10 protein-coding genes are annotated in these 6634 nt (G+C 34.6%); 1 reads left to right on the top strand and 9 read right to left on the bottom strand.

Annotation, left to right across the window (positions count from 1 at the left end):
• Positions 1–139 precede the first annotated feature (139 nt).
• The 8 genes from NI467_RS14085 to NI467_RS14120 form a co-directional block, all read right to left on the bottom strand.
• A complete protein-coding gene (locus NI467_RS14085; RefSeq protein ID WP_004969304.1) occupies positions 140–430 on the bottom strand; it encodes an addiction module antidote protein in 291 nt (96 codons plus the stop codon).
• Between the two features lies 1 nt (position 431).
• Positions 432–728, bottom strand: a complete 297-nt coding sequence (locus tag NI467_RS14090; RefSeq protein ID WP_004647749.1) for a type II toxin-antitoxin system RelE/ParE family toxin — start codon at positions 726–728, stop codon at positions 432–434.
• A gap of 97 nt (positions 729–825) precedes the next feature.
• Entirely contained in the window at positions 826–1335 is a 510-nt protein-coding gene (locus tag NI467_RS14095) for a DinB family protein (RefSeq protein WP_067731907.1), read from the bottom strand.
• Between the two features lie 23 nt (positions 1336–1358).
• On the bottom strand, positions 1359–1577 hold the full coding sequence (locus tag NI467_RS14100) for a DUF6500 family protein (RefSeq protein WP_253153460.1): 219 nt from the start codon (positions 1575–1577) through the stop codon (positions 1359–1361).
• A gap of 191 nt (positions 1578–1768) precedes the next feature.
• A complete protein-coding gene (locus tag NI467_RS14105) occupies positions 1769–1912 on the bottom strand; it encodes a hypothetical protein (RefSeq protein WP_253153454.1) in 144 nt (47 codons plus the stop codon).
• A 21-nt stretch (positions 1913–1933) separates the two neighbouring features.
• The gene (locus tag NI467_RS14110; protein WP_253153455.1) at positions 1934–2488 is read right to left on the bottom strand and encodes a plasmid replication DNA-binding protein; all 555 of its coding nucleotides are present in this window, start codon (positions 2486–2488) and stop codon (positions 1934–1936) included.
• A complete protein-coding gene (gene repM, locus NI467_RS14115) occupies positions 2481–3437 on the bottom strand; it encodes a replication initiation protein RepM (protein ID WP_253153456.1) in 957 nt (318 codons plus the stop codon). Before repM ends, NI467_RS14110 begins: the two co-directional genes overlap by 8 nt.
• A gap of 954 nt (positions 3438–4391) precedes the next feature.
• Positions 4392–4763 carry a hypothetical protein gene (locus NI467_RS14120; RefSeq protein WP_253153457.1) on the bottom strand — a complete coding sequence of 124 codons (372 nt, stop codon included), beginning with the start codon at positions 4761–4763 and terminating at the stop codon, positions 4392–4394.
• Between the two features lie 691 nt (positions 4764–5454).
• Here NI467_RS14120 and NI467_RS14125 point away from each other — a divergent pair.
• A complete protein-coding gene (locus NI467_RS14125; RefSeq protein WP_253153458.1) occupies positions 5455–6036 on the top strand; it encodes a histidine phosphatase family protein in 582 nt (193 codons plus the stop codon).
• 104 nt (positions 6037–6140) lie between these two features.
• Here the strand turns inward: NI467_RS14125 and NI467_RS14130 are convergent, their stop codons facing one another.
• Positions 6141–6374, bottom strand: a complete 234-nt coding sequence (locus NI467_RS14130) for a hypothetical protein (protein WP_253153459.1) — start codon at positions 6372–6374, stop codon at positions 6141–6143.
• Positions 6375–6634: the final 260 nt, after the last annotated feature.

Below are 6634 nucleotides of genomic sequence, written 5' to 3' on the forward strand. Positions count from 1 at the left end.
CGAAATCTGAATCCTGTGCTTGACTTGGAAATGTCTGTATAGGACATTTCTATTTGGTTTTAAGGTAGGACATTTCTACTTGGGAATAACACCAAAAAGGGAGCCTTTAGCTCCCTTTTTTACTATATTTTTTAAAGTTTTAGGCGTGTTGTACTGTGAGTTTTAGGCCTAAAGCATTCACAACACGATTAATCGTATCAAAACGTGGTGCTGAATCCTGGCGTAGGGCTTTGTAGAGTGCTTCACGTCCAATCCCTGCTTCTTTAGCGATTTGAGTCATGCCACGAGCTTTAGCAATAACGCCAAGTGCATGGGCTAATTCAGCTGGATCATTCTCTTCAAGAACCATATTGAGATACATCACAATGTCTTCTTCAGTTTTGAGCGACTCAGCCATATCAAAACTTGGTAAATCAGCGACTTTAACCATTTTAATCCTCCAATGTCTTCGATAATTTGACTGCACGATCTATATCTTGTTGTTGAGTTGATTTATCTCCACCACCAAGCATTACAATCACAACGTCACCATGTTGGATGTAATACATCCTCCATCCAGAACCGAAGAATTCTCTCATTTCCCAAACGCCATCTTGGAGAGGTTTAATATCTCCCCAGTTTCCACGTTGAACCTTATCTAATCGACGATTCAGGCGGATACGGGTCATATTGTCTTTAATGCCATCCAACCATTCATCAAATTCTGGAAGACGTTTAATTTCAATCATGAGGATTCCTTCTCTTCTCATCATATTGTATTCGATCGAATACAATATGCAAGTAATCTATACGAACATCCACCAATTTCGTATAACAGCCATTATGTTAAGTAGGCTTATTTTCTTCAATTAGCATGTAGACCAAGTCGATCTCAGGACAAAGATATCCCATTGAAGTTAGAGCTGCTGTGATTTGTCCTCTGTGATGAGTCCCATGATTAAAAACATGCAATAGAGTGGCTGCATAAGGCAACTTCATATCTTTACCTGTAGATGTTTTGTACTGTAAATCATATTTAAATTTTTCTACATCAACATCTTTTAAAAAACCTATCCAGTTATGAGCCTTGTCCTCTAGCTGAGAGATCAGCTTGTCTTTATCATTTTCTATAATGGTATTTAATTTGAGTACAGGTGAAGGTTTCGCTAAAAAACGAGGAAACCACAGATAGTGTTCACCAACAAGCAAATGATTTAAAGTTCCAGCGATACTTTTGAAATAAAGTCCACAATTAGCATTAAAATCATCATTAGAAACATTCTTCAAAGCCTGATTTAATTTGTGAGTAGACCAGACGTTATATCGAGCTAATAATTCAAAAGTTTTTAAATCCATTCACTTCTACTCTTTAATTTAGACTACGACTCACTTAAAACAAGTGCTTTAATTTTTACGGCTTTTTCAAAATGATCTAGTTTATGTTGCATGATCCACCAATTAGCTGCTTCCATTAAAAGCTCAGGATTATCGTTTTTATTCTTAAAAAAAGCATAGAAAGATAAACCAACATTATCTCCTTTTTTTTCAATTTTCTCATTACATCCATGAATAAATATTTCTTTTAACTCTTTTCTCATAGTTTTAATTTCCTCTAAAATTAACATAATACACCTTATACGAAATGCGCTCATGAAATTGAATTAAATCAAGATATTGAGATCCACTAAAAAGCCCAGTTTGTACAAACTGGGCTTTTTAGTGGATCATTCACACAATATGCCTGTTTTATACTCAATTTTGATTTTCATTGATAAACTTTACTGAACAATCATCTGTTTTGCTTTTGGACTTTTTCACGTTGTTCTCGCTCCTTTTTAAAGGCTCGTTGATCTGAAATACTCGCCATGATCATAATCGGAATGCCAATCAGCAAAAAGGCAACTCCTTGTAGGATCTCTTTCAGTTTTTTCATACGCAATGCTCCTTGGAGAGCTTAGTCTTCATTGAATACCGCATTCAGTACCCTGCCAAATAAGCCTCGTTTTTTCTTTGTCTCATAGTGTGTCTTTGATACGTGTTGTGGTGTTTCATTAGGGTGTATCATCGGTGTTTCATGAGATGTATGAATTTCACTATATTTATTATTATCAATAGTTTCATGTGCTTCACTACTGTTGTCGCATGGTGCATCATTAGTATGTGTCACTGGTGCATCATGAGACATTTTTTCTTCAGACTCTTTATGCCCTAATAGTAGTTGAAAGCGGTCTATTTGATCTAAATAGCGTTTTTCCCGATCTTTGTATGACTCAATTTCCTTTTTCATAAAATCAACAAGCTGGCGTAAATCAGCATCATCCTTAGAGTGACTCACTTCTTGTTTTTGTTCATGCTTTTTGATCGGCTCTCCAAAGCATCGGATGACTTCTGCAATATCAAAAAGTCCATCAGCGCTTCGAGATATACGTCCTTCTTTTATGGCCCTATATAACGTAGAGCGACTGACGTTAAAGCGATTAGATACTTCACTTAGCGATAACTTAGCCATTTACTACATCCTTTTTACTTGATGGCATATATCCCACTTTTTTTAGGTACGGGTATAGTTCTTTTATTCGATCAGGGTTTTGCAGCATCTCAGCAATACGAATAGCAAATTGCGGATAGCTTTCAGTTCCTTGGGAATACCGCCCCATTTCTGGTAGCTCTGAAAGCTTATTTGCAAACATATGACGTTGTGCATCAGTCATTTGGGTAAAGAGATCTACCGTATTTGGATCTCTTTCTGAAGGTATAGAATCAATTTTTTTATGCTTAAAAGTGAATGATAAGCCTGAGATAGACCTTCCTGTTTTGTACTGTTCGTATTTTACATGTATATCAGTTAGCTCATTGATTTGCTTTATGGCTGGTTCTAAAACACGACTTTTAAAATTAACCATTTTTTGATATTCATTAATATCAAGTCCTAATTTTTCTCTGAACTCTGATAAAGAAATAACAGGTGTTTTTCCTACGTTTCTCCAAGCAATTAGAAACTCATATAGACGAATAGCATATTTGCTAGTTAGTTGGGCAACCTGTTTAAGTTGATAGCTCGTAAAGTGCTTTTCCAATCTTGTAATAAGAGGAACAACATCTGGTGCAAAGGTAACTTCTAATGTAGCAAGGTCATCAACATATGCAATTCGGCTAACCCAGCGGGATTTGACTACAATTTCTTTGTTTGTATCTTTATGAATTTCCTTAAAAGAGAACTTTCTTTCAAAAAGATTATTAACTGCATTTTTTAGAGCGTTATACGCAGCTTCTTTGGTGACATCAAAGCGAGAAGCATAATCGGAAGCATGAATTTCTAATTTACTGTCGGATGAGATTCCTTGGCCTGTTTCTCTTGCTCTTATTATTGATAAAAGGATAAGCCGTTGCTCGGTTACTTCAAGATTATAACTGGCATTAATTAAGGCATTATCTTTTACTACTAAGTCATTTTTCATAAGACTGCATAGGTTATAAGTGTTATTAAGACTACATTAGCATTTGATGTAATCAAATGCAAAGAAATTGTAGTCTTATGACAAAGAAATTGTAGTCTTATGACAAAGAAATTGTAGTCTTATGACAAAGAAATTGTAGTCTTATCAACCTTGGAAACCTTTTAAATAAAGGATTTCAGCGTGTCTAAAAGCATTTAAAAACTTTAAAATAATTAAAAGCCCAGGCAAGGAAAAATTGCCCTTGGTTTTCGCTTCGCTCAAACTCTATTGAATCTCGCTTTCGCTCGATTCGGCGGGGCAATTTTTAGGTTAATATCCCGTGAATTTAAGAAAAAGCAAAAGCAAGATCAAAAGCAACTCGGAATTCGCTTCGCTCATAAGCTTTTTACTCGCTACGCTCGATCTAGGCTCAATTTTCTGCATGTGATTTACGCTTATTTAGGCTTCACAGCCTAAAAAGCAGTTTTTCAGAAAGTCGAGCCGCGAATTTTAGTGGTTCGCTCGTAGACACTCGCTCTATAAGAATTTTGATGTATCGGAATTTGTCTGTTGAACTAAATTATTCATATCGGAAAATGTCTGTCTTAATGATCGTATATCTGTCTGTCAACTTCTTTGATATGAGTTTTTGATCAAAAAGAACGAGAAATCACTAGAATTACATTCAATTCGGTACAGTTATTAATAATTTATTTGATATCGGAATTTGTCTGTTTAAGTCAAAAACCATATAGGAAAATGTCTATTTTAAATAATAAGTTATTGATATTAAATATTTTAGCTATTATTTTTTAGAAAAAAATAACTCTATTCAAGGGGATTATTCTATTTCTCTTACTCTATTTAAAAATAGCTGTATTTGCTTCTATTTTGCGTTTTAAGCACTTTAAAAAATTTCTACTAGAAAACCTTCGTATTTTCAAAAGAGAGTCTTATACGGCCTCTGATTGCATTTCATGGCCGTTTTAACCCTATTTTTTGACTTGATCTAAATAATTCTTCCGTTTCCTTTTGAATTTTCGCTTTGTATTCAGGTGATCCAAACGCATAGTCGCTCATTTGAGTGCCTGAGTTGACTGGAAGCTGTGCATATTGTTGATCGAGTAAGGGTGTCGATGCTGATCCAGCGATTTGCTTTGCTGATTTTTTGGCATTGGTATTTTTATAACGTGCCAGATAAACCGAAAATTGTTTAACACTCAGGATGAGTCCATGTTGTTTTTCTAAAATTGCAGTCACTTCTTCATATGAATACCCCTGTTCTCGAAGTTCAAAAATTTGGGGCAACAGGCGGATAAAGGCTTTAGATTTGATTTTAGGCAGCACGTTTAGACATTTCCAATTGGATTTATTATTTTGATAGTAAATTGTTAGTTAATTGATTGCAAATTGATATATTTTTAGTAGTGAAATACTGATTTTGATACCCAATTGATATACTTTTGATAGTAAATCAGTAGTGAATTGATATATACGCCCTTTTTTCTGTTTTTTGTCCTAAATTCAGCTGAAAATTGAAGATGGATTTTTGACGATTTTTAGGGATACACCATACGCACCTAGTTAGGATGCCAAAAAACGACAGTTTTTTATTTAAAAACAGGGCTATATCGAGTTGATTAGCAATTTTTAAAACGTCACCAAATGTCACAAAACAGACACTAATATTTTGTTTTATATTGAAAATTTTGTCACAGCTCCTTCTCTAAATGAAGGGGAAAACAAGCCTGCAAAGTTTTAGTATTTTGAGAAAATGAAATGTTTGCAAATGTGTACATTTGAGCAATAAGTCTATGTAAGAAAAAACGTTTTTTGATTACATTTTGAAAACATTGCTGCCTAGAAAAATGGGCTAAAACAGAGCTGATTTTTTGCGGTACTTTGTGTTGTTTCTTGCATTATTTTACGAATGCCTTTTGGCACAAAGTGACCCGACTTTAGATTCAGGCTAAAGCCAAAATCTAAAGCATCGGGTGAGTCTATGATTATTCTCAATGCTTCAATGAAAGGGAAAAATATGAGTATTTTTTTGATCCGCCATGCTGAAAGTGAAGCCAATATCAATGGAAAAACACTGTCACATGCTTCAATCGCTTTAAGTGAGCATGGCCATATTCAGGCTCAAAATTTATGCTCTATGCTGCCTAAAATTGATCATGTGATGGTGTCCAAGTATTTGCGGACGCAACAAACCGCAGCACCGATTCTGGAAAAATATAAGTTGAATTTTGAAGTTGATGAGCATTTGCATGAGTTCAGCTATTTGTCTGAGCGAAAGTGTGCCAATACCAATTTGAATGACCGTAAAGCATGGGTGAATGTGTACTGGGATAAAATGGATTGCCAGCATCGGGATGCTGATGATGCTGAGTCTTTCGAGGATCTTTATCTGCGGGTGCAGGCGTTTCATGACAAGTTAAAGGCCGTGGCCGGGCACTATGCTGAAAAGAATTTGGCTGTATTTAGTCACGGACAGTTTTTACAGCTCTTGATTATGCAGATCCAGCAGCAACGTCCACTAACTAAAGAGCTGATGCAGCAGTTCAGGGCTGACTTGGTGCGCCAGCCTATCAGAAATACTGAGGTTTTCACCTATTGAACTGAATTTCGTATAAGAGACTTTATGTTAGTTAAATGATTAAAAGGCCCGTAAATAGGGCCTTTCGTATAACGTGTATTATGTTAATTTTAGATTTCTTAAAATTAATCTAAATATTTTTCAACTTTTGCACCTAATTTTATCAATTTTTCAGCATCAGCATCTGAAATAACACATCTCAGTTTTTCATATTTGAGGAAATAACCATTAATTTTATTAGGCTTACCATCAACTAATATCAAATTTTGATATTGCTCATTAGTTAACCCAATAGTTACATCCCCCTCAAGATCAAAAAATGAACCTGTATCCGATGTTCTAATTTCAATTTTAACCATTTATTAATACTATCCTATTTGAAGAAAATTAGTTTTAATTGCCTTCTAAATCTAATGCTAAATATAATAAAAACAAGTTATTAAAGTGAAAATTACTAAAAAGTAACACACTTAATATAAAATCTTTATTTGGAGGTTAGAAAATAGAATTTTCCACCAACTTTACTTCTATTTAACATAATAGAGCTTATACGAAACGTCTTTTAAAAAATTTTTATTTATCAATAATTTAAAAGCTCACCCTTGAGCACAAAATGCAC

This window comes from Acinetobacter sp. S4397-1 (assembly GCF_024129285.1).
GTDB lineage: Bacteria > Pseudomonadota > Gammaproteobacteria > Pseudomonadales > Moraxellaceae > Acinetobacter > Acinetobacter lwoffii_C.